Genomic DNA, 2,785 nt, shown 5'->3' on the forward strand with positions numbered 1-2,785 from the left:
CATGAAATATGGATCTATTTCAACAGTATATCTTATAGAGAATCCATCTTGAGAAATAGTTGAAATTTTACCACAACAGTCTACATCACCAGTAACTAAGTGTCCACCAAGATAGCTTTGTAAAGTTAGTGATTTTTCTAAGTTTACAAAATCTCCACAAGATAGATTTTGTAAGGTAGTTACAGCTACTGTTTCATTCATAACATCGGCAATAAAAGAATTCGATAAGAGTTCAGTGACAGTTAAACAAACTCCATTTGTAGCGATGCTATCCCCAATTTTAGCATTGGTAATAACTTTATCACAAGAAATTTCTAATTTAATTCCTTGAGATGTTTTTTTTAAACTTTTAACTTTTCCCATCTCTTCAACTAAACCAGTAAACATCCTTCCTCCTTATAAAACTCAAAACCTATATTATTTCCATATAAATTTATTTTAATATTATCTAAAGAGAATGCATCTTGAATAAGGTTTGGAGAAAATCCATTTATAAAAGAAATAGCATTGGAATCTCCTAAAATTTTAGGAGCAACAATAATTTCTCCTCCATCAAATAAATTTTCTTTAAAAAATTGAGAGATTACATTTTCTCCACCTTCAATTAAGATTGAATCAATTCCTAATTCACCAATCTTAAAAAGAATATCCTTAAGTGTATTATTCTTTTCTATTAAGATAAAAGATATATTAAAATTATTTTTAAAAGTATTATATTTATCTGAATTTTCATTTTCTTGTAATGTAATTATAATAGTTTTAGAATCTTCATTATTATAAATTATATTACACTCATTAGAAATAGTCAAATTTCTATCAAGGATCAATCGAAAAGGATTACGTCCAGACTTTAAAGAACATTTAAGAGAGGGATTATCTTGAATAACAGTATTTGCGCCAACTAAAATCCCAGAAAAATAGTTTCTATATTTTTGAACCTTTTCTCTAGCAAGTTCATTTGTTATCCATTTAGACGAAAAGTTTTTAGTAGCTATCTTTCCATCTAGAGTAATACCACATTTAATAAAAATAAAGGGAAGTTTAGTAGAGATATATTTAAAGAAGACTTTATTGATATCTTCACACTCTTTTTTCATAATTCCAAAGATAACTTCAATTCCAGAATTTTTAAGCTTTTCAATTCCTTTTCCTGCAACTAAAGGATTTGGATCACTTGTACCAATAACACATGTTTTAAATTTAGATTTTATAATTAAATCAACACAAGGTGGAGTTTTTCCAAAATGAGAACAAGGTTCTAAAGTAACATAAATAGTAGCTCCCTCTGTTTGATTTTTAGCTTTATTTATAGCATTTACTTCAGCATGAGCATCACCATAAGATTTATGATATCCAGTTGAAATAATAGTTTTATTTTTAACAATAACAGCACCAACTAAAGGGTTTGGATTAACAGCTCCAATCCCCTTATTAGCTTCGTTTAGTGCTATTTGCATAAATTTATTATGCATATTATTTACAGTCAATTTCTTTCATAAGATTTACAGTTTCAATTGCACATAATCCAGCATCAAAACCTTTATTTCCAGCTTTAGTTCCGGCTCTTTCAATAGCTTCTTCAATAGAGTTTACTGTTAACACTCCAAATATAACAGGAATTCCTGCATCTAATGAAACAGAAGCCACTCCTTTAGAAACTTCAGCACAAACATAATCAAAATGTGGAGTAGAACCTTTAATAACTGCTCCTAAAGTAATCACTGCATCATATTTATTTGTAGATACCATTTTTTTAGCAATAAGTGGGATTTCATAAGCTCCCGGAACCCATGCTACATCAATAGAGTCTTCAGAAACATTATGTCTTTTAAGAGCATCAATAGCACCTCCTAAAAGTTTTGAAACAATAAATTCATTAAATCTTGCACAAACAATACCTACTCTTAAATTTTCACCATTAAACATACCTTCATAAATTTTTACCATTTTAGTCCTCCTCAAATTTTTTGTAAAAAAAAACCGAAGATAGACTTCGGGCTTAAAATTAATAAATTAGAAAAATTGTGTATAAAAAAAACACTTCTTCCATCCAGACTATACTGTCGGTTCTGGAGTTTCACCAGATCAAACCATAAAGGTTTCGCGGACTATAACCGCCGGTCGGGAATTTCACCCTGCCCTGAAGTTTATCTATTGTATTTGGTTTACGTATGCTGATTATACAATTAGCATATATAAAAGTCAATAAATATTTTTTTATTTATATTTTTTATTTAAAGCTTTGATAATAGCAAAAGTTTCTAAATCAAAGACTCCATTGACTATTCTAGGTCTGAAATGCATTTGAAACGCAGATATAACATTTTTACTTTGCAGATCCCAAGTATCAGTAAGTGGGATAGAATAACCATATTTAGCAAGTTCTTTTTTTAACATAATTATAGAATATGAATTATAAAGTTGAGGTGAGTAATATCTTAAAAAATCTTCGTAATTATACCAAGCTCCAACTCCATATTTCTCATGAAGATATTTCCATGGAAATCTAGGACCAGGATCAAATTTTCTTCCAGGAGAAATATCAGAATGACCTAAAATATATTTAGGACTAATTCGATATTTAATGGTTAATTCTCTTAAAAGCATTCCAATTTTATAAATTTGAGCATCATTATAGGGATAAAAAATTGTTTTATCAATAAGACCCTCAGTAATGTTTTTTACTTTACTTCTATAAACATTAGAGTAGCCTAAATTTGAAATTTCAATACCTATAGAGTTGTCATTTAGATTTTTGTAACCATCAAATGAACTGACTCCTGCA

Annotated in this window: 4 protein-coding genes and 1 riboswitch; all 4 genes read right to left on the reverse strand. The window is 28.7% G+C overall.

What is annotated here, in order from left to right:
• A partial coding sequence (locus tag Q0V09_RS10225; RefSeq protein ID WP_297489253.1) for a riboflavin synthase occupies nucleotides 1-387 on the reverse strand: 387 nt, incomplete at its 3' end.
• Complete coding sequence (ribD, locus tag Q0V09_RS10230; RefSeq protein ID WP_297489255.1) at nucleotides 372-1,472, reverse strand: bifunctional diaminohydroxyphosphoribosylaminopyrimidine deaminase/5-amino-6-(5-phosphoribosylamino)uracil reductase RibD; 1,101 nt, start codon at nucleotides 1,470-1,472, stop codon at nucleotides 372-374. The genes Q0V09_RS10225 and ribD, both read right to left, overlap by 16 nt.
• Nucleotide 1,473: 1 nt before the next feature.
• Nucleotides 1,474-1,947, reverse strand: coding sequence for a 6,7-dimethyl-8-ribityllumazine synthase (ribE, locus tag Q0V09_RS10235; protein WP_297406664.1), 474 nt, complete (start codon nucleotides 1,945-1,947; stop codon nucleotides 1,474-1,476).
• Between the two features lie 87 nt (nucleotides 1,948-2,034).
• Nucleotides 2,035-2,152: riboswitch (FMN riboswitch) on the reverse strand.
• A 65-nt stretch (nucleotides 2,153-2,217) separates the two neighbouring features.
• Nucleotides 2,218-2,785 (reverse strand): N-acetylmuramoyl-L-alanine amidase (locus Q0V09_RS10240; protein ID WP_297489258.1); only part of this gene is annotated, 568 nt, incomplete at its 5' end.

Origin of the sequence: uncultured Cetobacterium sp., assembly GCF_947039425.1 — a bacterium.
In the GTDB taxonomy this organism is placed as follows: domain Bacteria; phylum Fusobacteriota; class Fusobacteriia; order Fusobacteriales; family Fusobacteriaceae; genus Cetobacterium_A.

Bases quoted from the DNA above. Each gene is read 5' to 3' on its own strand.
- ribD (WP_297489255.1), bottom strand. From the start codon at position 1,472: ATGCATAATAAATTTATGCAAATAGCACTAAACGAAGCTAATAAGGGG.
- ribE (WP_297406664.1), bottom strand. From the start codon at position 1,947: ATGGTAAAAATTTATGAAGGTATGTTTAATGGTGAAAATTTAAGAGTA.